We start from the raw sequence: 24,905 nt of genomic DNA, 5'->3' as shown, positions 1-24,905 counted from the left end.
ATAATATATTTATGGATAATATAAAATTAAAGATAAAAAAATTACCTGAACTTCCAGGAGTATATTTTTTCAAAGATAAATATAACAATATAATATATATAGGCAAATCAAAATGTCTTAAAAAAAGAGTAAAACAATATTTCTATAAATCGAAGAATGATTCTACTAAAATTCAAAAATTGAAATTTAATATATTTGATTTAGAATATATTATAACAGATACAGAACTTGAGGCCTTGGTACTTGAAAGTAGAATGATTAAAAAATATAAACCTAAATATAATTCATTGCTTAAAAACTTCAAGGCATATCCCTATATAAAAATCACAAATGAAGATTATCCTATGATAACTTCTGCATATAAAATAAAAGATGATAATGCCTTGTATTTTGGGCCTTATAATAAAAAAAGGCTAGTATATGAAATAGTGAAATATATAAATGAATTATTTCCTATTAGAAAATGTGGAATTAAAATAAAAAGTGAAACTTGTCTTTATTATCATTTAGGTAAATGTTTAGCTCCTTGTAATAAATCAAATTATGTAAAAGAAGAATATCAAGAAATGATAAATGAAATAATAGATATTTTAAAAGGAAATGGAGAATATTTATTAAAAGAATTAAATGCAAAAATGACATATCATTCAAAATCATTAAATTATGAAAAAGCAGCTGATTATAGAAATAAAATAAATAAATTTGAAATATTAATATATAAGCAAAGAATAATTACAAAAGCCTTATCAGAAGAAGAACTGATTATTATAGAGAAAACTATAAAAGAAAACATTAAAATCTATTATATAAGAGGGGGCAGAATACTAGATACTTTTATATTATATAAAGAAGAAAAAATAGATAAATTAAAATTAAAAACTTTTTTGATTCCTCTATTAACAAAGTTAAAAACACACAATAAAATATTGCCACAGGAAGAAATAGATGAGGCACAAATAATAGAGTCATGGGTAAATCACAATGAAATACAATATATAGAAATTGAAGAAAGCATGGATATAAATGACTTGATAAAATTACTTCATAGTAAGATTTTACAAACATCAAAGGGTGAGGACAAACCAGTATCAATTTGACAAAATAGCTTTTTCATGGTAATATAATAGATGGACTAAAGTTCTATGGAGGATTATATGGCTAAAAATATTAAGATTGTATCAAAAAATAAAAAAGCAAGATATGAATACTTTATTGAAGAAGTATATGAAGCAGGTATTGCTTTATCTGGTACAGAAGTTAAATCAATTCGAGCAGGTAAGGTCAATATCAAAGAAAGTTATGCTTCAATTGATAAAGGGCAAGCTTATATAAATGGTATGCATATAAGCCCATATGAACAAGGAAATATCTATAACAAAGATCCTTTAAGGAAAAGAAAACTTCTTCTTCATAAAGAAGAAATTAGAAAACTTATAGGATATACTTCTCAACAAGGATATTCACTTATTCCTTTAAGTGTATATTTTAAAAATGGATTAGTTAAAATAGAAATAGCTATAGCAAAAGGTAAAAAAATGTATGATAAGAGACATGATATAGCTAAGAAAGATGCCAAGAGAAGAATGGATAAATACATGAGTCCCAAGAATTACTAAATTATGGGGGCGACCTGGCTTCGACGGGGGTACGGAGTATGGAGTAGCCGGAGGTTGACGCCGAACAACCTAAAAAGTGGCAACTTAAATTAAACGCAGACGAAAATTACGCATTAGCAGCATAATAAATGTTGCTCGCTTACTCTAATAGTCCCGCCTATTAGAGATTAAGCGCCATTTTAAGCGGGGCCCTGCTTGAGGGATTCTCTGACCTTAAGTTAGTACCATTAGAGATAGTCAATCATCTAGCCTGTTACTTGGCGATTTGATTGGCGAATGTAAATAAGTAACTGTTTCGGGAGAAACTCCATATGAAGTTCCTTCGGACGTGGGTTCGATTCACAAAGAGTCGCCTGCTAAAGTGATTTAGCAGTGAAAATCTGGCTTTATCGGTGAAGGCTAAAGAGTAATCTAAGCTAATACCGAGGGGTATGTAAAGAAATTTAACAGCCCTGTATCGACTTATAGGCTACTAAGTCAAGAGATATGTAGCACTAGGATAGAAGTAGTGATTTAAAAATAAATCAAATAATAGCTTCTATAATACGCCAGAGGAGTTTATAGTTTAAACTTCAAGATATAGTCAGTGCCTTTAGGAAACTATAGGAATAAACGTCCCACCGCCTCCACCATAATGAAAAGCCTTGATTTCAATTTGAAATCAAGGCTTTTATAATGCCATGAATTGCTCAATATAGAAATATATATTATAAGGGAAATAAAAATTAAAAAACAGATAAGGAGTTTTATATGAGGATACAAGATATACTTAGTACAATACAAAACAATTTTAATATAGCATTCATACTAGTTGCTATTTTAACAGTACTTTTAGCTTTTGGATATTTTATAATATACAAGAAGTTTTTAAAGGGAAGTAAAAAGTTAAATAGTAGAAAAGTTTTTATTTGGTTTTCTTTTATAGGATATATAATTATGGTTATCGGAGTCACATTTATGAATAGAGGAGCTAGCTTACATGGTGATTCAAACCTTTACTTTTTAAGTACATACAGAGAAGCTTGGAATTCTTTTAATCCTACCACTTGGAGGTTTATTATATTAAATATACTTATGTTAGTTCCTTTTGGAATACTACTTCCATTATTAAGCAGAAGATTTCGTAAATTTCCATGGCTAGTTGGAGCTTCTTTTCTAATGACATTAGTAATAGAAACAATTCAGCTTATAACAGGATATGGGATATTTGATTTAGATGATATATTTAATAATGTAGTAGGAGCTATTATTGGATATGGAATAGTTATGACAATTATAACTGCTATAGAAAACAGGAAAAATAAGTTTAGAAAATCAGCAATCTATCTTACTCCCTTGATACTCGCTATAGCTACATCTATAGCAATAGTTAGCGTATATAATGGTAAAGAATTTGGAAATCTTTCTATAGCTTATAACTATAGATTTGACATGAAAAATATAGATTTAAGTTTGAATACTGAAATACATAATGGTGCTAAAGAGGTATTTTTAAATGATAATAATAAGTATAGTACAGATAAAGTTCCCATATATAAAGCTGAAATTTATGGCCAAGGCTATGGCAAAAAGTTTTTTAGAGATTTTTTAAAACATAAAGATATTGATGAAGAAATAGAAGTAGATCCATATAATGATATGGCAATATATTGGTTCAGAGATAAAGGTTATAATATGTCGTTTTATTATAATGGTGGAGGTTATGATTATAGGGATTTTTCTAGTTTTGATGAAGGAATAGAAAAATTTGATACAGATAAAAAAACTGTATTAAAAAAATTAAAAGAATTTGATGTTTACATACCACAATCAGCAGTTTTTAGTAAATCTGATGATGTAAATCAAGTTGGAGTATTTAGGTGGAATATAGAAAATGTTATAAATGAAAATTATATAACAAATGGTGGATTATCTGTTGAATATTATAATGATGATACTATAAAAGTTATACGTAACAACATAGTAAAATATAATAAAATAAGAGATGTATCTATTAAAAGTAAAGAAGAAGCTTATGAAGAATTTAAAAAGGGTAAATTTAGACTAATATATACTTCAAATGATATAAGCAAAATAGAAATACAAGATATAAGTCTTTCATATATGCTAGACACTAAAGGGTTCTATCAACCAATATATAATTTTGACTCAAAAATAGATGGAGAAGATATAGTTATATCAATCCCAGCCTTATAAAATATGATATACACTCCTTACTTCAATGATGGGTTAGAGTGGTTTTTTATTATATAGTAGTCCATGAGATGTGTCATATGATTTATTTTAATCATTCAAAAGATTTTTGGAATTTAGTTGAAAGAATAATGCATGATTATAGAGATGGAAAAGAATAGTTAAAGAATTATGGTATTAGAATGGATTCATAAACCTTTGAAACTTTTGATTTAGATAAAAATAAATGGATAATATATATATGTTAAAGAAAGGATGACCATATATGAAAAATTTATTATATAAAGCAATAAAGATAGCTATCGGTGTTATATTATCTATTTTTATAGCAAATATTATTGGACTTAAATATGCTGCAACAGCAGGAGTAATATGTATGCTTAGTATTTTGGATACAAGAACTCAGACCTATATTGTAGGGATTAAAAGACTTATGACATCATTAATAGCAATAGTATTAGCTACTATTCTATTTAGAGTAGGTGGACACAATCTGATTGTATTAGGTGTGTTTTTAATTATATTTATACCTATACTAACTATTTTAAAAAGTACAGAAGCAATGACAGTTAGTACAGTTTTGGTAACCCATATTTATGATATTAATACATTGAGTTGGAGTGTCATGATAAATGAAATAGGAATATTACTAATTGGAATTTTAGTAGGATGGGTTATGAACATTCATATGCCTAATAGGGAAAATGAAATAAGAAATAAACAATTTGAAGTAGAAAGTCTAATAAGGACTATACTATATAATATGAAATTAGAATTATTAAATCAATGTTCTATAGAATTACAAGATAATAGTTTGGAAAGACTAGATGAGGCTTTAGCAGAAGGTATGGAATATGCTATTAATTTTAATAATGACTTCATCTTAAAAGATAATAGTTATTTCATAAAATACTTTAATATGAGAAGACAACAGTATCACATCCTAGTGAATATGCAGAAAAATATTAAAGAAGAATTTATAACTGTTGAAAAAGCTAAACCATTAAGCGATCTTACTGAAAGACTATCTAAAGAATTAGATGAATGTAATACGGGAGAAGATCTCTTAAAACAAGCAGATAAATTAAAGAATTATTATGAGAATACTAGGCTGCCTAGTACGAGAAAAGAGTTTGAAAATAGAGCTGTTTTATATCAATATTTCAATGATTTAATATATTTTATTGAAGTTAAATTAAATTTTATGAGAGAATATGGGGAAATAAAGTATTGTTACTAGGTTAATGATAAGTATGTCAAGGAAAGTTGCGATTTTAGGGTGGAGATGTTAAAATAGGTGTTACAGTATCAGAAGTAATTTTAGTATGATAGTAAAAGTATAAATAATATATAAATAAAGTTATAATATAGGAGGAATAATTTGAGACTTATTTCATGGAATATTGATTCATTAAATGCAGCTTTAACAAGTGATTCAAATAGGGCTGTGCTATCAAGAGACGTAATTGATACAATTATTGAGATGGATGCAGATGCAATTGCTCTGCAAGAAACTAAATTACCAGCTAATGGACCAAGCAAGAAGCACATCAAACATCTAGCTGAGTATTTTAAAGGATACTCTTATGTATGGAGAAGTTCTCAGCAGCCAGCTAGAAAAAGTTATGCGGGGACTATGTTTTTATATAAGGATAAATACTCTCCAAAAGTTTTTTATCCTGATATTCAAGTTCCAGATACTATGGATTTAGAAGGAAGAATTATTACTTTAGATTTTGGAGAATTTTATCTAACCCAAGTTTATACTCCTAATGCAGGAGATGGTCTAAAGAGATTGGAAGAAAGACAAATTTGGGATGAAAAGTATGCTGAATATCTTCAGAGTCTAGATAAAGAAAAACCAGTTTTAGCAACAGGAGACTATAATGTAGCTCACAAGGAGATAGACTTAGCACATCCACAAAACAACAGAGGATCAGCAGGTTTTACAGATGAGGAACGTGAGGGCTTTACAAATCTATTAAACAAAGGTTTTACAGATACCTTCAGGCATGTTCACGGTGATGTTAAGGATGTATATTCCTGGTGGGCACAAAGAGCAAAAACAAGCAAAATTAACAACTCAGGATGGAGAATTGATTATTGGTTAGTTAGTGATAGGCTAAATAATAAAATAATAAAATCTGAGATGATAGATTCTGGCACAAGACAAGATCATACACCAATTTTATTGGAAATAGATTTAGAAGTAGAAAAATAAATTTCTACTATACTTAAACCCTCTTGATTTCAAGGGGGTTTATATTTATAATGAAAAAAAGATAACTAATATTTAAAAATACAAAAAAGTTCTATATAGTTACTTGGGAGGTAAATATGAATAATATAAGAATTGATGATTCTTCAAAGGTTATTGGAAAGGTTAGATTTGGAAAAGATGCCTATATTGCTCAAGGTACTATCATTAGATCTCATAATGATTCTGTAACTATAGGAAATTCATCTTGGGTACTGGAAAATTCAGTACTTATAGGCACAGAACAAAATCCAATAAAGGTAGGTAGTAAAACTGTTTTTGGTCATAAAACTGTTGCAATTGGAGCTGAAATTGGAGATTTATGCGAGATTGGAAATAATACTATATTCTTGCCAGGTTCAAAAATTGGGAATATGTGCATATTTGGTGAAGGGACTATAGTAGCTAAAGGTATGGTGATTCCATCAAATTCTGTAGTTGTAGGAAGGCCAGCTAGAGTCATTAGAACTTTAAATGACGAGGATAAAAAAATGATTAAAAAAATGAGAGATAATAATATTTTACTTGATGAATTTGTAGAGAACATATTTCAATATGAGAGAGGAGAAAGTACTATGACTAATCTATATGAATTTAATGGAAAACTACCTGAGGTGGATGATTCTGTCTATATTGATAATCAAGCAGAAATTACTGGGGATGTTGTAATAGGAGCTAATTCCTATATAGCTTCAGGAGTTAGAATAATTGGTAATTCTCATGGACCAATTAAAATAGGTGATAATGTTATAATATTAGAAAACTCAGTCCTACATTTGTTACCTGATAATGAATTAATCATACATGATAATGTTACAATTGGACCTAACTCTACCATTCATGGAACAATTATTGGTAGCAATAGTATCGTTGAAGCTGGCTCTATAGTATGTGACTATAGTATAATAGGAAAAAATAGTTTAATTAAAGCTGGTTCATTAGTAAAGCAAAGAGATGAATTTGAAGAAAATAATATTATAGAAGGATTTCCTGGAAAATCAATTGGAAAAAATGAAGGACAACTAGGAAAGCCTAATTGGGCAATAAGAAAATTATAAATTTATATTAATAGCTACTTATACAAAAGTGTGTTATACTATGAAAGGTTGTTTCATAGTATAACACGCTTTTACATTCATTTAAAAGTATATATAAGATTAATTGCTCAATAAAAAAATAAAAATGCTATCTCTGGGAAGATATCAGGGCTAGCATTTTTTTAGATAATAAGAATAAGAAACGAGGAGATTTTTTGCATCATTAATAGCTCAACATGGTTTAGAGTATCTTTTTGCCACTGTAGTTTTGATGGGAATTATTCAAATATCAATAGGATTATTAGGATTAGGTAAGTATGCAAGGATAATACCTTATCCAGTTATGTTAGGTTTTCTTAATGGACTATCTATATTAATATTTATATCACAATGGGCTCTATTTAAGGTAGATAAGACAGTTATGGTAAATGGTGTTGAAACTGTAAGTAAAGCTTGGATTCCTTCAACAGATATTATAATAATGCTTTTATTTGTAGTAATCACTATGGCAATTATTCATTTTATTCCTAAATATACAAAAGCTGTTCCATCAAGTCTAATAGCTATTATTATAATGACAATTGTTGCAGTTATTTTAGATAAAAATGGATATCACTTAAGGAATGTACAAGACTTTGCAGGAATGGAGATCAAAGGCGGATTACCTAAGTTTTATATACCCCAAGTAAAAATTACTATAGATATGCTTAGAATAATTTTTCCATATGCTATAGTTGGATCTCTTGTAGGTTTAACCGAAGCGGTTCTGACCCTTAGAGTTATTGATGAAATGACAGATACTAGAGGTAAGAGTAATAAGGAGTGTATTGCTCAAGGGATAGCAAATACAGTAAATGGTTTTTTTGGTGGAATGGGTGGAGATGCTATGATAGGTCAATCTATTATTAATATAAAATCTGGTGGTAGAACTAGATTATCTGGATTAGTAGCATCTTTTTCATTATTAATGTTTATAATGTTTGGTTCTAGAATTATAAATACAATTCCACTAGCATCTTTAGTTGGAGTAATGTTCATGGTTGTAGTTGGAACATTTGAATGGCAAAGTTTAAGATATAGAAAAAAAGTGCCTATACAGGATATTTTAGTTATAATAGTAGTTAGTATAATTACAATATTTGCAGATTTAGCAACAGCGGTAATTGTAGGAGTTATATTATCAGCACTAATGTTTGCTTGGGAAAAGGGAAAAGTTATATATGTAAATATAGAAAATAATGAAGATGGTTCTAAAACATATAAAATTAATGGATCTATATTTTTTGGATCTGTATTAAATTATAAGGAGTTATTTGATATTAATAATGATCCTGAAAATGTTATAGTTGATTTTAAATATGCTAAGGTAATGGATCACTCTGCTATTGAAGGAATTGATAAAATAGCAGAAAAATATCATAATGAAGGAAAGAAAATGACTTTAATACGTCTTAGTGAAGATTATAATAAACTTTTTGAAAATGCTAAAGATATCACATGTGTTAATATAGATAAGTCTACTATTATAGCTGGTCAGTATAAAGGTTGATTTCATAAAATACAATATAATTTATAAAAGCCTTGATTTTCAATTGAAAATCAAGGCTTTTATAATGCTATTTTTCAAGTATAAATAATTCTTCAACTTTAGTATTAAGTAGTATGGCAAGTTTCATTGCGAGTTCTAGTGATGGATCATATTTATCATTTTCAATAGCATTAATTGTTTGCCTTGTTACACCTACTGAACTTGCTACATCTTCTTGTCTAAGTTTAAGTTCTTTTCTTAATTTTTTTATATTATTTTTCATCTTTTCCAAGTTTCCATTTCATATAAGTTTGAATACCTAAATGAACAAGATTTTGAGTGATAAATAGAAAAAATGCTAAGCCCATTTCACCAGTATTTATATAATCTACAATTGTCCAAACAAATAAAAAGATTACAGTATAAAACCATGCCCATTTCATCGATACTAAACTGATTTGCATTTCCATTTCGTCGATTTTTCTAAAGCCTTTTTCAATTTCAAAACTCCTTTCAAGAATTCAAAAGTAAAACCTTTTTTACATTTTTATAATAACATTAGAATATTGAGATGTCAAACATGTATTACATTTAAAGATTATTAAAATCTTAATAATATTAGTAAAAAGATTTAATATTATTAAGATTTTGTTGAAAGCGTTTACAAAACCTTTTTAGTATGCTAAAATCTTATTAAACATGATATATAAAAATCATTTTAAATGGAGGTTTTATTTGATGTCAAAAGAAAATCTAAATCCGTTAGAAAGTGCTCAACTGCAAGTGAAAAAAGCATGTGAAGTATTAAAGCTTGGAGAAAATGTGTATGAATTATTAAAAGAACCAAAAAGAATTATAGAAATATCAATTCCTGTAAAAATGGATGATGGTAGTATTAAATCATTTAAAGGATACAGATCATTACATAATGATGCTATAGGTCCAGGAAAGGGAGGAATCAGATTCCATCCAGGAGTTAATCCAGATGAAGTAAAAGCTCTATCTGTATGGATGACATTCAAATGTGGAGTAATGGACGTTCCTTATGGTGGTGGAAAAGGCGGTATCACAGTAGATCCTGCTACATTATCAAAGAATGAACTTGAAAAATTATCTAGAGGATATGTACAAGGACTATACAAATATTTAGGGGAAAAGATAGATGTTCCAGCTCCTGATGTTGGAAGTAATGGTCAAGTAATGGCATGGATGGTAGATGAATATATAAAATTAACTGGACAAAACAATATGGGTGTACTTACAGGTAAACCAGTTTCATGGGGAGGTTCTCAAGGAAGAAATGAAGCTACTGGATTTGGTGTAAGTATAGTAGCTAGAGAAGCTGCAAAAAAATTAGGAATAGATATGAAAAAAGCTAATGTTGCAATTCAAGGTTTTGGAAATGTTGGTAGATATACTGTTAAAAATGTGGAAAGACAAGGTGCAAACATTGTTGCTATAGCTGAATGGGCTCCTTCTGTTGGAACATATGCAATATATAATGCTGATGGATTAGATTTTAATGAGATGGCAGAGTACATGGATGCAAATAAAAATCTTATTGATTTTCCTAAGGCAAAGAAAATCTCATTAGAAGAATTCTGGGAATTAGAAGTAGATATATTCATGCCTGCTGCTCTTGAAAATGCAATTCAAGAAAAAGAAGCTAAAGTAATAAAAGCTAAATTAGTTTGTGAAGCTGCAAATGGTCCTATTACACCAGCTGCAGATGCAATTCTTAAAGAAAAAGGAGTAGTAGTTGCTCCAGATATACTTGCAAATGCTGGTGGAGTTACTGTATCTTACTTTGAGTGGGTTCAAAATAGATATGGATACTATTGGTCAGAAAAAGAAGTAGAAGAAAAGCAAGAAACTAAAATGGTAAATGCATTTAATGACATATGGGATTTAAGTGAAGAATACAATGTAAGTATTAGAGATGCAGCTTACATGATTTCAGTTAAAAAGGTAGCAGATGTTATGAGTTTAAGAGGCTGGTACTAAAATAGAATAAAATTAAGTTTATATATTAAAGCCTTGATTTCAATTGAAATCAAGGCTTTAATAAAATCTCATTATAGCAAATATAATTAAATGAAGAGGATATGATAGATAAAATAAAAATTGTATAACCTTATTCTTTGGTCCTATTTCATTGTTATATATATATATAAATAAAATGGAAATTAAAGAATATTGTTGAAGAGATGATGATATTAAAAGATTAGATATAAAAATTGTAACTAAAACAAATGAAAATCTCTTATTTTTAGATAAATCCTTTGTCAAATAAAAAGTACAAATATATATTATTCCCAACAAATTATAATCAAACATCAATAAAGTAGATATTAAACCAGCAATAAATATTATTGAAATTTGTTGTGATAATATTTCTTTTTTTTCTATATAATAAAGAGCTACAATACCTATAAATAATTCAAAAAATATATTTTGATGAGCAAAGTTTATTTCACCAAAAATAGCATAATCAAATGGAATTTCAGATAAAAATGCAAATATCAAAAGTCTTTTAGCATATTTTTTTATATCAGAAGTATGTATAAAACCTTCTACTATTAAAAATGCATATATTGGAAAGGCTATTCTTCCTATAATTCTAAATGTTATTTCATTATGATGAAAAATAGCCCCATAGTGATCAATTATCATTGTTATAAGTGCTATTAATTTTAATACAAATACATTCATAATATTCCCCATTTATTAGTTAAAATTATTTATTGTTTAACAAATTCAATAATAGCATCAACTGCTATATCTTGTTGTTCTTCTCTTGAAATTGAAGATTTACCATCTCCTTTTTGTTCATCATAATTCCCAAAATAAGCATGATTTCCACCTTGAATTTTAATCACTTCATAATCTTCATCAATCATAGACTTATCTAGTACTTTATCATTAGTTCCATAAATACTTATAATAGGTTTGTCTATTTTTTCTGTAGGATAGGCTGCTAGCAATATCAAGCCTTGTAAATTATTTTCATTTTCTGCAATAAGACTGCTTGCCATAGCCCCACCTAATGAATGACCTCCTATATACCAATTTTCTATTTCAGGAACTAAAGAAAATACATCTAGTGCACCATCTATATCAAATACTGCTAGATTAAATGGCATTTTAACTATAACAGAAGTCAAACCTTCCTCTGCTAATTTATTTAACAAAGGGGCATATGACCTATATTCAACTTTTCCTCCAGGATAAAATATGAACCCTTTATCTAAATTTTTTTCTTTATTTGCTTTAAATACAATGATTTTTTCATCTTCATAAAAATCTATATTTTCATTTTTTAAAATATTTAAGGCTTCTTTATCAGCTTCATAAGAGTCATTTAAATATACCACTATACCACTAACTATGGCAATAAGAAAAACTATGATAGATATTAATATTATTTTTTTGCTTATTTTTTTCAAAAAATCACCTCTAATCCATTTTTATAATACATATATTTTACCCTTACTTTTAAATTTCACACAATTCAAAACGCTTGTTAAATAAATTACAATTTCTTAACAAGAATATTGAATATTTTTATTGACAAAAAAATAACAATATCTTATACTTTAAGTATAATAGAATATAGGGATTTAATAATAAAGATAATGAAATAAATAAAGGTAAATTATTTCTAATGATGGGGTGAAAATATGAGAAGATTTGAAAATTATGTTCAAGAGATAAAATATGAAGTTTTAAGAGAAGTATCAAGACTTACAATAAATGGTGAACTTGAAGAACAAATAGATAATATTCCAGAAGTAATAGATCCAGGTCCAGAACCAAGAACTAGATGCTGTATACACAAAGAAAGAGCAATAACTGTGGAACGTGTGAGATTAGCTTTAGGTGGAGATAAGGAAAACGAAAATGTAATAGAGGTATTAGATGAGGCATGTGAAGAATGTCCTATTGATAGGTTTGTAGTAACTGAGGCTTGTCGTGGGTGTCTTGCTCATAGATGTACTGATGTTTGTCCAAGGAATGCAATTCATTTTATAAATCATAGAGCATATATTGATCAAAATAAATGTATTGAATGTGGAAAATGCAAAAATGCCTGTCCATATAATGCTATTTCGGATGTCATGAGACCTTGTAGACGTGCATGTAATGCAGGAGCACTTTCAATAAATGAAAATAAAAAAGCAGAAATTAATAATGAAAAATGTATACAATGTGGCGCATGTGTATATCAATGTCCTTTTGGTGCAATAATGGATAAATCATATATTGTAGATACTTTAAATTTATTGAAAAAGTCACAAAACAATCCTGATTTAAATGTATATGCTATAATAGCTCCTGCAATATCTAGTCAATTTACTTATGTAAATATAGAGCAAGTTGTGAGTGGAATAAAAAAATTAGGATTTAAGGATGTTATTGAAGTAGCACTAGGTGCTGATATGGTTACACTACATGAGGCAGAAGAATATGCAGAAAATATAGGAGAAAAAGGTACTATAACAAGTTCTTGTTGTCCAGCCTTTGTTTCATATGTAGAAACTAATTATCCTAAATTGAAGGATAAAGTATCAACTACTGTATCACCAATGATAGCCATATCAAGAATCATTAAAAAGATAGATGATAAAGCGAAGGTTGTATTTATAGGTCCTTGTACAGCTAAGAAAATGGAAATTAAAAAAGAAGATTTAAAAAATGATACTGATTATGTAATTACATTTGAAGAACTTGTATCAATGCTTGATGCCGCAGATATTGATTTAGAAAAATGTGAAGATGGTCTTTTAAATAATGCTTCATTTTTTGGTAGAATATTTGCTAGAACTGGAGGCCTGGCCCAAGCTATAGAACACATTTTAAATGAAGAAGCAATAGAGGTAGATTTTAGACCTATAAGTTGTGATGGCATAGAAGAATGTGATAAAGCTCTTAAGCTTACTAAATTCAAAAAAATAGATAAAACATTTATAGAAGGAATGGCTTGTAAAGGAGGATGTATAGGGGGAGCTGCATCCCTTAGTCATGGACCTAAAGACAGACGTGAGGTAGATAATTATGGTAAACTTGCAAGAGAAGGTAAAGCTAAAAAATCTATTAGTATATTTGATAAAGAAAGCATCAGTCTTACAAGAAAAATATAAAAAAAGGTTTAGATATTGAGCTCAATATCTAAACCTTTTTTTATATTAATCATAAAACATATGATTGTCTATTTTTTTTATAAGATTTCTATTATTTATTATCCAATTAGAGCTTGCAGTAGCTGGATTTAAGAAAAACAATGCATTGCCAACAGGTCTTGAACCTTTTAAAACATCTATTGCCGCACTCATACTTTCTTCTGATGGTGTATTTATTATAGAACCTGTAGATATAGGAGTAAATTGTGCCAGAGTTTTATTTTTTTCAAATATAACTCCTTTCATTGTATTTGGAAAATGCCTTGAGTTTATACGATTTATTACTACACTTCCTACTGCAACCTTACCTGTATATGATTCACCTTCTGATTCTGCATGTATAATTCTAGATAACCAATAGAAATCATCATATGAATAATTTTTATTTATTAAACTAATACTATTTACTGATCGAGAACTATATAAATTTTTATTGTTTGTTTCATAAACTCCAAGTACGCCAAAAGGATATATTTTTCCATTAACATTTTTATATTTTATGGACTTATTGTCATAGAAATAAGTTAAACTATCTTTAACTTTATTGTGATTTAATGTAAAATTTTGTGCGAATGTATAATTAGAAAATAAAATAGTAATTAGTAGGATAATGATAAATAATTTATTTTTCATTTATTTTCACCTCTTTTTAAATATAGTACATATTTTACCAAGTAGTATAAATTATACCCTTGTTAAGTTTTTTTAAAAGTTTTTCTTGCAAATTTTACTTTAATAAAATATAATTAGAATAAGAATTTTCAAAATATATAAAAAAAGGAAGTGAAATGATGAAAAAGATTGGATTGTTGCCTAAGCTTATTATAGGAATTATATTAGGTATAGTTATTGGACTTATTTCTAAACAATTTGATAATTATTTAGTAGTACGTATTTTAAGTACATTTGGTAGTTTATTTAGTAATTTTCTTAACTTTATTATTCCCTTAGTAATAATAGGTTTCGTAGCTCCAGGTATTGCAGAACTAGGTAGAGGAGCAGGTAAGTTACTTGGTATAACAGCATTATTTGCATATGTTTCTGCAGTTGTAGCAGGTGTTATGGCATTTTTTATAGGGTCATTTATATTACCTAATGTTATAACTACAGCAGATTTAACAGAAGTTAGCAAAGTAAATGTAACACCGTATTTTGAAGTAATAATAGATCCTATGATGGGAGTTATGACAGCACTTGTAACAGCATTTGTTTTAGGTCTTGGTATGGCTTATATTAAAAGGCAAAAATTACTTGAAGTTATGCAAGATTTTCAGTCTATTATCCAAGGAGTAATAAAATATGTTTTAATCCCACTTATTCCTCCATATATAGCAAGTATATTTTCTAAAATTACTGCAACAGGTGAAATTTTCAATACAATTAAAACTTTTTCATCCGTTTTTATACTTTTAATAACATTACAAATAATATATATAATAGTACAATATACAATAGCATTTTTATATACAGGAAAAAACCCTGTTAAAAGCATAAAAAATATGCTTCCTGCTTATTTTACAGCTCTTGGTACTCAATCATCAGCAGCAACGATACCAGTTACATTAGAGTGTGCTCGTAAAAATGATTTAGAAGAAGATATTGTAGATTTTGTAATACCACTTGGAGCTACAATTCACTTGGCTGGAGATACAATAACTCTAGTTCTTGCTTCAATGGGTGTAATGCTCATGAATGGTAATACTCCTACATTTGCAGTAATGTTTCCATTTGTATTAGCACTTGGTGTTACAATGGTTGCAGCTCCTGGTATACCTGGGGGAGGAGTAGTTGCAGCACTTGGACTACTTGAAACTATGCTTGGTTTTGGAGCTCAAAAACAAGCTCTAATGATAGCACTTCACTTTGCACAGGATAGTTTTGGTACTGCAACAAATGTTACAGGTGATGGAGCTATAGCAATTATAATAAATAAATTTGCAAAAACAAAAATAGGAAAAGATAAAGTAGCATGATAGTTAAAAAATAATTTGGCAATTGCCAAATTATTTTTTTTCGAATATAATAATAAGTAAATAGATATATATATAAGAAAGGGGCAAATGATGTGTGGAATAGAGGAGATTTAAAGACAAGGGCAAAATCAACACTTAAAAAATCTTATTGGAAGGCTTTGATAGTAAGCTTTATATTATCTTTTATTGGAGGAAGCCAAAGTGGAAGCGGGTTCACTGGTGGAGGTAGAAATAGCTTTAATAATGACAATATGAATTCAGATTATAATTCGAATATATTTGATGACATTGTTTCAAATGATTTTTTCCCACAAGTATTACTTATATCAATATCAATATTTTTATCAATTTTAGCTATATTTTTAGCTTTTAGAATATTTCTAGGATATCCTCTAGAAGTAGGAGGGAAAAAATATTTTGTAAGATCTACTGATTATGAATTTAATATGAATTATCTAGGCTATTCATTTGAGAAGGGAATATATGTAGATACTATAAAAACTATGCTTTTAAAAGGTATATATAATTTTCTTTGGTACTTATTATTAATAATACCTGGTGTAATTAAAGCTTATTCTTATAGAATGGTACCATTTATCCTGGGTGATAATCCAAATATTGGACCTAAAAGAGCAATAAAACTTAGTGAAGATATGACTAGCGGCCATAAATTTAATATGTTTATTTTGGACTTATCATTTATAGGTTGGGAACTATTAGGTCTTTTATTATTTGGAATAGGTATATTTTTTGTACTCCCTTATATAAATGCTACGCAAGCAGAGCTTTATGAGTCATTAAGAGAGCTTGCTATAAGCAAAGATTATACTACTTATGAAGAACTTAATATAGAAAATATAGAGAAAGAGTAAATTTTTTTAAATTTACTCTTTCTTTTTTAAAAATTATGTGATAAAATATATTTAAAGTTGGAAACGTTACCAGTAACGTTTCTAGAGATTCTAGATGAGGTGCTTTATGAAAAAGAAAAGTTTTAATATAAAAAACATTGCTAAAATTTCAGGTTTTGGAGTAAGTACAGTTTCACGTGTGATAAACAATCATCCCGATGTATCTGATAAAACTAGAGAAAAAATTCTAAAAGTAATAAAAGAATATAACTATATACCAAATAATAGTGCAAGAAATCTCAAAAAAACTGAAACAAATAATATAGGCTTACTTGTAAAAGGTATATATAATCCTTTTTTCTCTGAAATAGTGCAAATCATAGAAAATCGCATCAATGAAGCTGGATATTCTATGATAATTCATTACAAATATAGTGATATAAATGATATAGGTTCAGCCATACAATTTATAAAAGAAAAAAGGCTCAAAGGATTAATTTATTTAGGTGGTGATTTTAATCATGAAGATGATGAACAACTTAAATATATTGATACGCCTATAGTTATAACTTCACCTAATATTATTGAAGAAGTTTATAGGAAAACATTCTCATCTATTGTCATCGAAAACGAAGAATCAGCTTATGATGCCGTAAATTACCTCATAGAATTAGGACACAAAGATATAGGTGTGATTGCTGCAGAAATAAAAGGAAATAGTATAGGCGAGCTTAGACTCAATGGATATAAAAGAGCTTTAAAAGAAAATGATATTGAAATTTTAGAAGATTATATAAAAGTTGGAGATTTCACTTTTGAATCAGGATTTAGAGAAATGAATAAGTTGTTAGATGATAGAAGAGATATTAGTGCGGTTTTTTCAGTATCTGATATTATGGCTATTGGTGCTGCCAAGGCAATACTTAAAAGAGGTTTAAAAATACCAGAAGACATATCTATTATAGCATTTGATGGTATTGAGTATTCTCATTATTTTCATCCTTCTATTTCTACCATAGAGCAACCTAAAGAACAGTTTGCACATAAAAGCATAGACATACTTATTGATTTAATTGATAAAAAAATAGAACATCAACATATTGTTCTAGATACAAAGTTATTAAAAAGAAAATCATGTAAACATATTTAAAAAAATTTATAAAAGTTTGTTTTTAAATAAAATATATTATAGGAGGTTTCACAATGAAAAAATGGAGTAAAGTATTATCTTTATCAATAGTTTTATTATTAGTATCCACATTATTTTTAGGAGCTTGTTCAAATGATGATGGAGGAAGTAGTGATGGTAGTTCAGATTCAGATGAAAAAGCAGAAGTAAATATCTTTCAATTTAAAGTAGAGGTTGCTGAAAAATTAAGAGAAGCAGCAAAAGAGTTTGAATCTGAAAATCCAAATGTAAAAGTTAATATTGAAACAGTTGGTGGAGGAGATGACTATGGTGCTGCTTTAAGAGCTAAGTTTCAATCAGGACAAGAACCAGTAATATATAATGTAGGTGGTCCTCAGGATGTTGAAGATTGGATGGACAAATTAGAAGATTTATCAGATCAACCTTGGGTTGATGAAGCTCTAGATGGGATACTTGCAGGAGCTACAGTTGAAGATAAAGTATATGCACTTCCTTTTGCTATAGAAGGATATGGTTTTATATACAATACTGAAATATTTGAAGCAGCAGAAATAGATGCTAGTTCAATAAAAGACTTTGCAAGTTTAGAGTCTGCTGTAAAAGATTTAGACAAAAAAATAAAAGATGGTGATTTAAAAGAAAATTACCCATTACTTGAGTCTGTATTTTCATACCCTGCAAAAGAAACTTGGGTAAGTGGACTACACACTTCAAATGCTGCTTTTGGGCAACAATTTGATAGTGCCCTAGATTCATATAATGCAGAAGAAGTAGAATTTAAATATAGTGATGGTTTAAAATCAATAATTGATTTACAGGCTGATTATTCTCCTTATGCTGATTCAAAAGGAAAATTAAATGCTGTTGATTATGCAACACAAGTAGATGAAGGTATATCACTTGAAAGAGTAGCAATAATTCAACAAGGAAACTGGGTATATGGTGGAATAGCTGATATCGATGAAGATGTAGCTGGGAAACTTGATATTTTACCAATGCCAATAAAAGGTGGAGTTGAAGATTCTATCCCAGTAGGTGTTCCTATGCACTGGGCAATAAACAAAAACAGTTCAGATGCAGACAAAGAAGCTGCAAAAGACTTTTTAAACTGGCTATATACTTCAGAAAAAGGTAAAGATTATATAGTAAATGAATTTTTATTCTTACCACCTTTAAAAGGATATGAAGAACTAGAAGCTAAAGATCCACTAGGTCAAGCAGTAAAGAAATATTCTGAAGAAGGTAAAACAATTCCTTGGGTATTTATGGGTTATCCTACAGGATGGGGACAAGAAGCTCTTGGTGTGGAAATTCAAAAGTATTTTGCAGGAGACGTAACTTGGGAAGAATTAGTAGAAAATACTGAAGTAAAATGGAAAGAAATGAGATAAATGTTTTTGGGGGAGATTAATCTTCCCCAAATTTTTATATAGGAGGAATGAAAATGCGTAATTCAAAAAAATGGTTTCCAATATTCGTAGGCCCTATATTATTTGCTTTTATAGTTGTAGTTATTATACCTATGATTGTTGGAATTTATTTTTCATTTACTGATTGGAATGGAATATCTAATACTCCAAAATTTCTAGGCATGGATAATTATATAGAAGCCTTTAGTGAACAAGGATTTAAAGATGCATTTAAATTCACTGCACTATTTGCTATAGTATCAGTTTTTACTATAAATATAATGGGATTTTCATTGGCCCTACTAGTTACTAAAAAAATGAAGATTAGCAATTTATTAAGAGGAGTATTTTTTATGCCAAACCTTATAGGTGGTATAATTCTAGGTTTTGTATGGCAATTTATATTTACAAAAGGATTTGAGTCTATAGGAAGTATATTAGGTGTTGAATTTTTCGATGGATGGCTCGCAAGCACTGCAACAGGATTTTGGGGACTTGTAATACTTATGAGTTGGCAAATGTCAGGATATATGATGATAATATATATTGCAGCTATTCAAGGTATACCAGATTCATTAATAGAAGCATCACAAATTGATGGTGCAAATAGTTTTCAAAAATTAAGACATATAATATTGCCTCTAGTAGCACCAGCATTTACTGTAGGAATATTTTTATCACTTTCAAATGCATTTAAATTATTTGATCAAAACTTAGCCTTAACTGGTGGAGGACCTGCTAATTCAACGCAAATGCTCGCATTAAATATTTATAAGACAGCATTTACACTTAATAATTTAGGACTTGCACAAGCTAAGGCAGTATTATTCTTACTTTTAGTAGCTGTTATAACAGTAACTCAACTATATTTTAGCAAGAAAAAAGAGGTGGAAATGTAATGGTAGAGAAAAAAGGCAAAAAGATAATAGCACCAATTATTGGTATAATATTAGCACTGATTTTTATATTACCATTATATATAGTTGTAACTAATTCATTTAAAACTCAAAAAGGAATATTTTTAGATTTAATGGGACTACCTTTTGGAGAATTTTTAACTCTTGAAAATTATCCACAAGCATTTGAACAATTAGATTTTATTCGTTCATTCTTTAATTCCTTATTTATATCAGTAGGGAGCACATTATTTATAATAATATTTGCATCAATGGCAGCATGGATGCTAGTGAGAACTAAAACAAAATTAAGTGGATTTTTATATTTTTTGTTTGCAATAGCTATGCTAATACCCTTTCAAGCAGTAATGCTTCCTTTAGTAAATTTGATGGGAAGAATAGGATTTTTAAATCCATTAGGGTTGATATTTATGTATCTAGGATTTGGTTCTAGTTTATCAATAATACTTTATCATGGATTTATTAAAAATATTCCTATAGAATTAGAAGAGGCAGCTATAATAGATGGATGCAATACTTTTCAAGTATTCTTTTATATAATATTTCCACTACTTAAACCTATAACTGTAACAGTTAGTATATTAAATATAATGTGGATATGGAATGATTTTTTACTGCCACAACTTGTAATAAATAGACCTGAATGGCAGACTATACCGCTTAAGATGTTTTATTTCTTTGGACAATATTCAAAGAAATGGCATCTAGCATTAGCAGGACTTGTAATATCTATGATTCCAATAGTAATATTTTATCTATTTGCACAAAAGCATATTATTAAAGGTATTACAGATGGATCAATAAAATAATTAAATATATAAATGAGGGAGAAATCATGTTAGAAAATAGAAATAGTGGCATACTTTTCCATATAACATCTATCCCATCACCTTATGGAATAGGCACCTTTGGAAAAGAAGCATATGAATTTGTAGATTTTTTAGAAAAGTCAGGTCAAAAAAACTGGCAAATACTTCCTATAGGTCCAACTAGTTTTGGTGATTCACCATATATGTCATTTTCATCTTTTGCTGGCAATCCATATTTTATTGATCTTGATATATTAAATAAAAAAGAACTGATATCTAAAAAAGATTATATAAATGAAGACTTTGGTGATAATATAGAAGAGGTTGATTATGAAAAGATTTTTGATAAAAAAACAAAAATACTAAGAATTGCATATAATAATGCAAGAAGTAAATATAAGAATGAGATATTACAATTCAAGGAAGAAAACAAGGATTGGATAGATGATTACTCATTATATATGGCCCTTAAAGATGAATTTAAATTAAAGCCATGGCAAGAATGGGATGAAGATATAAAGCTTAGAGAAGAAGAAGCTTTAAAATTTTATAGAAGAAAACTAGAAAATGAAATAAATTACCATATCTTTATACAGTATGAATTTTTTAATGAATGGAAAAAATTAAAAAAATATGCAAATGATAAAGATATAAAGATAATAGGGGATATTCCTATATATGTAGCAGCTGATAGTTCAGATACCTGGGCAAATAGCGAGATATTTTTGCTTGATAATAAAAACAATCCTAAAAAAGTTGCAGGATGTCCTCCAGATGCATTTTCTGAAACAGGTCAGCTTTGGGGCAATCCCTTATATAATTGGGATTTATTAGAGAAACAAAACTATGATTGGTGGATTAAAAGAATTAAGGGTAATATAAATTTATATGATATGATAAGGATTGATCATTTTAGAGGATTTGAATCTTTTTGGTCTATTCCATATGGTGATAAAACAGCTTTAAATGGGAAATGGGTTAAGGGTCCTGGAATGAAGTTTTTTAATGCTTTAAAGAAAGAATTAGGTCATATAGAAATAATTGCTGAAGATTTAGGATATCTTACAAGAGAAACTATAAGGTTAAAAGAAGATTCAGGTTATCCTGGAATGAAAGTATTACAATTTGCTTTTGATACAAGGGAGGAAAGTGACTATTTACCTCATAATTACAATAAATATTCTGTAGTATATACTGGAACTCACGACAATGATACTATAAATGGATGGTTTTTAAATGCAGCCAAAGAAGATGTAAAACTTTCTATAGATTATTTAAAACTTACAAAAGAAGAGGGATATAATTGGGGATTTATAAGAGGCGCTTGGAGCTCTGTAAGTAATTTAGCAATAGCCCAAATGCAAGATTTTTTAGCACTTGAATCTTGGGCTAGAATGAATACTCCTTCGACACTTGGAGGTAATTGGAAATGGCGAATGAAAAAGGAAAGTTTAACTGAAAGTTTAGCATACAAAATAAGAAATATGACTAAACTTTATGGGAGGTTGTAATATAATGTTTAATAAAAAAAATTTTAAAGAAGATATAGAATTAATATTAAAGATTAAATATGGTAATAAGTTAGAAAATGCATTAGAAGAAGAAAAATTTTATGCTATATCTAAAGCTATAATGAATATTCTAATAGATGATTGGAATAAAACTAAAAATAAATATAATAAAGGAAAGGAAGCTTACTATTTTTCTGCTGAATATTTAATGGGAAGAGCTTTAGGAAATAATTTAATAAACTTAGGTATCTATGATGAGATCAAAGAAGTATTATCTGAATTAAATATAGATTTAAATGATATTGAATCAAAAGAAGAAGATGCAGGTCTTGGTAATGGTGGTCTTGGTAGACTTGCTGCATGCTTTATGGATTCTAGTGCCACTTTAAATTTACCTCTTACAGGTTATGGACTTAGGTATAATTATGGTATATTTGAACAAGCATTTGGAGATGGATTTCAATTAGAAAAAGCTAATGATTGGTTGAAAAATGATGATCCATGGTCTATAAAAAAAGAAGATGAAACTGTGATAGTAAATCTTAATAATAAAACAATAAGGGCAGTTCCATATGATACACCTATAATAGGATATGATACAAAAAACACAAACACATTAAGACTTTGGGAAGCTCATCCAATAGAAGATTTTGATTTTTCTTTATTTAATGATCAAGAATATGACAAAGCTGTAGAAAAGAAAAATAGAGCAGAAGATATAACAAGGGTTCTTTATCCTAATGATTCTACAGAAAAGGGTAAAATATTAAGGCTTGAACAACAATATCTTTTAGCTTCAGCCTCTTTAAAGGATTTAATTAGGAAATTTAAAAATAAAAATATAGATATATCAAATTTCCCACAATATAATAAAATTCAATTAAATGATACACATCCAGTGGTTGCTATACCGGAACTTATAAGAATACTTATAGATGAAGAAGGTACTGATTTTGATACTGCTTGGAATATATGTAAACAAACTTTTTCATATACCAACCATACAATCCTTCAAGAGGCACTTGAAAAATGGTATGTTCCTTTATTTAGAGAAGTTTTACCTAGGATATATGAAATAATAACTATAATAAGTGAAAAACTAATTGATGAATTAAAACATAATGAATTAAGTGAAGATAAAGTTAATAATATGAAAATAATAAATCATGATTTAATTCATATGGCTTGGCTTGCAATTTATGCTTGTCATACTGTAAATGGTGTTGCAGCACTTCACACTGAGATATTAAAAAATCAAGAATTAAATAATTGGTATGAATTATATCCTGAAAAATTTCAAAATAAAACTAATGGAATAACACCTAGAAGATGGCTTGCACTTTCAAATCCTGAACTTACAAATTTTTTAGAAGAGTTATTAGGCACTAAAGACTTCATTAAAGATTTGGATATACTTAAAAAACTAGAAAAGTTCATAGATGATGAAGAAAAACTAAATAAACTTTTAGAAATTAAAAAAGAAAAAAAATTACAATTAAAAGAATATATAAAAATTCAAGAGTCGATAGAAATAGATGAAAATTCAATTTTTGATATTCAAATTAAAAGATTACATGAATATAAAAGACAATTACTAAATGCTTTTCATATTTTAGATTTATATTATAGATTAAAAGAAAATCCTAGCATGAATATAGAAAAAAGAACGTTTATATTTGGAGCTAAAGCAGCTCCAGGATATTTTAGAGCAAAAGCTATAATAAAATATATCAATGAAATTGCAAAACTAATCAATAATGATGAAGAAATAAAGGGTAAAATAAAGGTTGTTTTTGTTCATAATTACAATGTATCTTATGGAGAAAAATTATTTCCTGCAGCAGATCTATCTGAGCAAATTTCTACTGCAGGTAAAGAAGCTTCAGGAACTGGGAATATGAAATTCATGCTAAATGCAACACCAACAATAGGAACATTAGATGGAGCTAATGTTGAAATTGTAGAAGAAGCAGGTATGGAAAACAACTTCATATTTGGAGCTCATTCAGAAGAAATTGAAGAAATGAAAAAAAATGATAGTTATAATCCAAGAGAATATTATGAAAATGTAAAAGGATTAAAAAGAGTAGTAGATACATTGATAGATGGGACATTTGATGATAATTCTACAGGAATGTTTAGAAATATTTATGATTCTTTATTAAATACAAATGGTTGGGAAAGACCAGACAACTACTTTATATTTAAGGATTTTGATGATTATAGAAGAGCTCAAGAACACGTAGATAAAGCTTATAAGGATAAAAGAAATTGGGCAAAAAAATGTTGGATGAATATGATCAATGCAGGAAAGTTTAATAGTGATAGAACTATTAGTCAATATGCAAAAGAAATATGGAATATAGATTCTAAAAAAATATAATAAACTTCTTGCAAAATTAAATATTTAGTTTTATAATATATTTAGAAAAAAATAAAAAAGGGCAATGGCGTCCAAATTATTAGGGGTATAT

22 protein-coding genes, 1 other RNA gene and 1 pseudogene are annotated in these 24,905 nt (G+C 28.2%); 19 read left to right on the top strand and 5 right to left on the bottom strand.

The window, feature by feature from the left end; genetic code table 11:
- Positions 1-11 precede the first annotated feature (11 nt).
- From ACTHUW_RS03390 to ACTHUW_RS03350, 9 genes and pseudogenes are all read left to right on the top strand, one after another.
- Positions 12-1,097 (top strand): GIY-YIG nuclease family protein, encoded by a 1,086-nt coding sequence (locus ACTHUW_RS03390; protein WP_442210462.1) that lies wholly within the window; start codon positions 12-14, stop codon positions 1,095-1,097.
- A 57-nt stretch (positions 1,098-1,154) separates the two neighbouring features.
- On the top strand, positions 1,155-1,616 hold the full coding sequence (gene smpB / locus ACTHUW_RS03385) for an SsrA-binding protein SmpB (protein ID WP_442197410.1): 462 nt from the start codon (positions 1,155-1,157) through the stop codon (positions 1,614-1,616).
- Between the two features lie 13 nt (positions 1,617-1,629).
- Positions 1,630-1,958: a transfer-messenger RNA gene (gene ssrA, locus ACTHUW_RS03380) on the top strand.
- A gap of 408 nt (positions 1,959-2,366) precedes the next feature.
- Positions 2,367-3,812: a VanZ family protein gene (locus ACTHUW_RS03375; RefSeq protein WP_442197411.1), complete on the top strand. Its 1,446-nt coding sequence runs from the start codon at positions 2,367-2,369 to the stop codon at positions 3,810-3,812.
- Between the two features lie 50 nt (positions 3,813-3,862).
- Positions 3,863-3,970 (top strand): annotated as a pseudogene (locus ACTHUW_RS03370) (M48 metallopeptidase family protein); the annotation flags it as partial.
- 104 nt (positions 3,971-4,074) lie between these two features.
- Positions 4,075-5,049 carry an aromatic acid exporter family protein gene (locus tag ACTHUW_RS03365; RefSeq protein WP_442197413.1) on the top strand — a complete coding sequence of 325 codons (975 nt, stop codon included), beginning with the start codon at positions 4,075-4,077 and terminating at the stop codon, positions 5,047-5,049.
- A 141-nt stretch (positions 5,050-5,190) separates the two neighbouring features.
- Positions 5,191-6,030, top strand: a complete 840-nt coding sequence (locus ACTHUW_RS03360) for an exodeoxyribonuclease III (RefSeq protein ID WP_442199471.1) — start codon at positions 5,191-5,193, stop codon at positions 6,028-6,030.
- 116 nt (positions 6,031-6,146) lie between these two features.
- Positions 6,147-7,124, top strand: coding sequence for a DapH/DapD/GlmU-related protein (locus ACTHUW_RS03355; RefSeq protein ID WP_442197193.1), 978 nt, complete (start codon positions 6,147-6,149; stop codon positions 7,122-7,124).
- A 205-nt stretch (positions 7,125-7,329) separates the two neighbouring features.
- A complete protein-coding gene (locus tag ACTHUW_RS03350) occupies positions 7,330-8,652 on the top strand; it encodes a SulP family inorganic anion transporter (protein WP_442210467.1) in 1,323 nt (440 codons plus the stop codon).
- A 67-nt stretch (positions 8,653-8,719) separates the two neighbouring features.
- Here ACTHUW_RS03350 and ACTHUW_RS03345 read toward each other — a convergent pair whose 3' ends face one another.
- Positions 8,720-8,914: a helix-turn-helix transcriptional regulator gene (locus tag ACTHUW_RS03345; RefSeq protein ID WP_442197195.1), complete on the bottom strand. Its 195-nt coding sequence runs from the start codon at positions 8,912-8,914 to the stop codon at positions 8,720-8,722.
- Complete coding sequence (locus ACTHUW_RS03340; protein ID WP_442212483.1) at positions 8,904-9,074, bottom strand: hypothetical protein; 171 nt, start codon at positions 9,072-9,074, stop codon at positions 8,904-8,906. The genes ACTHUW_RS03345 and ACTHUW_RS03340 overlap by 11 nt, the downstream gene beginning before the upstream one ends.
- Positions 9,075-9,369: 295 nt before the next feature.
- Here ACTHUW_RS03340 and ACTHUW_RS03335 point away from each other — a divergent pair, with 295 nt between their 5' ends.
- A complete protein-coding gene (locus tag ACTHUW_RS03335; protein ID WP_442197197.1) occupies positions 9,370-10,635 on the top strand; it encodes a Glu/Leu/Phe/Val family dehydrogenase in 1,266 nt (421 codons plus the stop codon).
- A 57-nt stretch (positions 10,636-10,692) separates the two neighbouring features.
- Here ACTHUW_RS03335 and ACTHUW_RS03330 read toward each other — a convergent pair whose 3' ends face one another.
- Together ACTHUW_RS03330 and ACTHUW_RS03325 are read right to left on the bottom strand one after the other, a co-directional pair.
- Positions 10,693-11,343 (bottom strand): TraX family protein, encoded by a 651-nt coding sequence (locus ACTHUW_RS03330; RefSeq protein ID WP_442199473.1) that lies wholly within the window; start codon positions 11,341-11,343, stop codon positions 10,693-10,695.
- A gap of 29 nt (positions 11,344-11,372) precedes the next feature.
- Positions 11,373-12,077: an alpha/beta hydrolase gene (locus ACTHUW_RS03325; protein ID WP_442199474.1), complete on the bottom strand. Its 705-nt coding sequence runs from the start codon at positions 12,075-12,077 to the stop codon at positions 11,373-11,375.
- Positions 12,078-12,311: 234 nt separating this feature from the next.
- Between ACTHUW_RS03325 and ACTHUW_RS03320 the strand changes: the two genes are divergently transcribed.
- Positions 12,312-13,772 carry a 4Fe-4S dicluster domain-containing protein gene (locus ACTHUW_RS03320; protein WP_442210459.1) on the top strand — a complete coding sequence of 487 codons (1,461 nt, stop codon included), beginning with the start codon at positions 12,312-12,314 and terminating at the stop codon, positions 13,770-13,772.
- Between the two features lie 45 nt (positions 13,773-13,817).
- Here ACTHUW_RS03320 and ACTHUW_RS03315 read toward each other — a convergent pair whose 3' ends face one another.
- Positions 13,818-14,444: a cell wall hydrolase gene (locus ACTHUW_RS03315; RefSeq protein WP_442197201.1), complete on the bottom strand. Its 627-nt coding sequence runs from the start codon at positions 14,442-14,444 to the stop codon at positions 13,818-13,820.
- 158 nt (positions 14,445-14,602) lie between these two features.
- Between ACTHUW_RS03315 and ACTHUW_RS03310 the strand changes: the two genes are divergently transcribed.
- From ACTHUW_RS03310 to ACTHUW_RS03275, 8 genes are all read left to right on the top strand, one after another.
- Positions 14,603-15,784, top strand: coding sequence for a dicarboxylate/amino acid:cation symporter (locus tag ACTHUW_RS03310; RefSeq protein ID WP_442197202.1), 1,182 nt, complete (start codon positions 14,603-14,605; stop codon positions 15,782-15,784).
- 92 nt (positions 15,785-15,876) lie between these two features.
- A complete protein-coding gene (locus tag ACTHUW_RS03305; protein WP_442197203.1) occupies positions 15,877-16,656 on the top strand; it encodes a DUF975 family protein in 780 nt (259 codons plus the stop codon).
- Positions 16,657-16,762: 106 nt separating this feature from the next.
- A complete protein-coding gene (locus tag ACTHUW_RS03300) occupies positions 16,763-17,785 on the top strand; it encodes a LacI family DNA-binding transcriptional regulator (RefSeq protein ID WP_442197204.1) in 1,023 nt (340 codons plus the stop codon).
- Between the two features lie 53 nt (positions 17,786-17,838).
- Positions 17,839-19,176, top strand: coding sequence for an ABC transporter substrate-binding protein (locus ACTHUW_RS03295; protein WP_442210705.1), 1,338 nt, complete (start codon positions 17,839-17,841; stop codon positions 19,174-19,176).
- A gap of 53 nt (positions 19,177-19,229) precedes the next feature.
- On the top strand, positions 19,230-20,093 hold the full coding sequence (locus tag ACTHUW_RS03290; protein ID WP_442210703.1) for a carbohydrate ABC transporter permease: 864 nt from the start codon (positions 19,230-19,232) through the stop codon (positions 20,091-20,093).
- Positions 20,093-20,920, top strand: coding sequence for a carbohydrate ABC transporter permease (locus tag ACTHUW_RS03285; protein WP_442210701.1), 828 nt, complete (start codon positions 20,093-20,095; stop codon positions 20,918-20,920). Before ACTHUW_RS03290 ends, ACTHUW_RS03285 begins: the two co-directional genes overlap by 1 nt.
- Before the next feature lie 26 nt (positions 20,921-20,946).
- Complete coding sequence (gene malQ / locus ACTHUW_RS03280) at positions 20,947-22,431, top strand: 4-alpha-glucanotransferase (protein WP_442210699.1); 1,485 nt, start codon at positions 20,947-20,949, stop codon at positions 22,429-22,431.
- A gap of 4 nt (positions 22,432-22,435) precedes the next feature.
- Positions 22,436-24,814 carry a glycogen/starch/alpha-glucan phosphorylase gene (locus ACTHUW_RS03275; protein WP_442210697.1) on the top strand — a complete coding sequence of 793 codons (2,379 nt, stop codon included), beginning with the start codon at positions 22,436-22,438 and terminating at the stop codon, positions 24,812-24,814.
- Positions 24,815-24,905: the final 91 nt, after the last annotated feature.

It is taken from the genome of Senegalia sp. (in: firmicutes) (assembly GCF_052088025.1).
Taxonomy (GTDB): Bacteria; Bacillota; Clostridia; order Tissierellales; family SIT17; genus Anaeromonas.
Note: the sequence above shows the minus strand (reverse complement) of the source record. Positions and strands in the feature narration are given on the sequence as shown.

What these genes read in the sequence shown, in the direction of transcription:
- ACTHUW_RS03390 (WP_442210462.1), top strand. Translation starts at nt 12, where the DNA reads ATGGATAATATAAAATTAAAGATAAAAAAATTACCTGAACTTCCAGGA.
- ACTHUW_RS03355 (WP_442197193.1), top strand. Translation starts at nt 6,147, where the DNA reads ATGAATAATATAAGAATTGATGATTCTTCAAAGGTTATTGGAAAGGTT.
- ACTHUW_RS03290 (WP_442210703.1), top strand. Translation starts at nt 19,230, where the DNA reads ATGCGTAATTCAAAAAAATGGTTTCCAATATTCGTAGGCCCTATATTA.
- ACTHUW_RS03340 (WP_442212483.1), bottom strand. Translation starts at nt 9,074, where the DNA reads ATGAAATGGGCATGGTTTTATACTGTAATCTTTTTATTTGTTTGGACA.
- smpB (WP_442197410.1), top strand. Translation starts at nt 1,155, where the DNA reads ATGGCTAAAAATATTAAGATTGTATCAAAAAATAAAAAAGCAAGATAT.
- ACTHUW_RS03335 (WP_442197197.1), top strand. Translation starts at nt 9,370, where the DNA reads ATGTCAAAAGAAAATCTAAATCCGTTAGAAAGTGCTCAACTGCAAGTG.
- ACTHUW_RS03365 (WP_442197413.1), top strand. Translation starts at nt 4,075, where the DNA reads ATGAAAAATTTATTATATAAAGCAATAAAGATAGCTATCGGTGTTATA.
- ACTHUW_RS03285 (WP_442210701.1), top strand. Translation starts at nt 20,093, where the DNA reads ATGGTAGAGAAAAAAGGCAAAAAGATAATAGCACCAATTATTGGTATA.
- ACTHUW_RS03275 (WP_442210697.1), top strand. Translation starts at nt 22,436, where the DNA reads ATGTTTAATAAAAAAAATTTTAAAGAAGATATAGAATTAATATTAAAG.
- ACTHUW_RS03345 (WP_442197195.1), bottom strand. Translation starts at nt 8,914, where the DNA reads ATGAAAAATAATATAAAAAAATTAAGAAAAGAACTTAAACTTAGACAA.
- ACTHUW_RS03300 (WP_442197204.1), top strand. Translation starts at nt 16,763, where the DNA reads ATGAAAAAGAAAAGTTTTAATATAAAAAACATTGCTAAAATTTCAGGT.
- ACTHUW_RS03310 (WP_442197202.1), top strand. Translation starts at nt 14,603, where the DNA reads ATGAAAAAGATTGGATTGTTGCCTAAGCTTATTATAGGAATTATATTA.
- ACTHUW_RS03375 (WP_442197411.1), top strand. Translation starts at nt 2,367, where the DNA reads ATGAGGATACAAGATATACTTAGTACAATACAAAACAATTTTAATATA.
- ACTHUW_RS03320 (WP_442210459.1), top strand. Translation starts at nt 12,312, where the DNA reads ATGAGAAGATTTGAAAATTATGTTCAAGAGATAAAATATGAAGTTTTA.
- malQ (WP_442210699.1), top strand. Translation starts at nt 20,947, where the DNA reads ATGTTAGAAAATAGAAATAGTGGCATACTTTTCCATATAACATCTATC.
- ACTHUW_RS03330 (WP_442199473.1), bottom strand. Translation starts at nt 11,343, where the DNA reads ATGAATGTATTTGTATTAAAATTAATAGCACTTATAACAATGATAATT.
- ACTHUW_RS03295 (WP_442210705.1), top strand. Translation starts at nt 17,839, where the DNA reads ATGAAAAAATGGAGTAAAGTATTATCTTTATCAATAGTTTTATTATTA.
- ACTHUW_RS03315 (WP_442197201.1), bottom strand. Translation starts at nt 14,444, where the DNA reads ATGAAAAATAAATTATTTATCATTATCCTACTAATTACTATTTTATTT.